We start from the raw sequence: 235 nt of genomic DNA, 5'->3' as shown, positions 1-235 counted from the left end.
CTACCGGCAGGCCCTGGAGAACGATCCGGCCCTCTCCATACCGGCCGCCGAGGAACCCCCGGTGCCCGACGAGCCGAAGCCGGCCGAGCCCCCCCCCGCGGCCGCCCGGGACCGGGAACCGCTGCCCGTTCCGGCACAGCTTCCGCCGCTGCTTCCCGACTTCCCCGGCCGCACCCACGCCGACAGCGACACGCACACCCCTCTGTCGACGCCCGGGCGGCGAGCACCCACCCTC

Annotated in this window: 1 pseudogene; it reads left to right on the top strand. The window is 76.6% G+C overall.

Annotated elements, in window-relative coordinates:
* Positions 1–235: pseudogene (locus KVT45_RS55730) on the top strand (hypothetical protein); the annotation flags it as partial.

The sequence above is a fragment of the Streptomyces sp. GbtcB6 genome, assembly GCF_019091475.1.
Lineage (GTDB): Bacteria > Actinomycetota > Actinomycetes > Streptomycetales > Streptomycetaceae > Streptomyces > Streptomyces hyaluromycini.
This window is presented reverse-complemented; position numbering and strand designations above follow the sequence as displayed.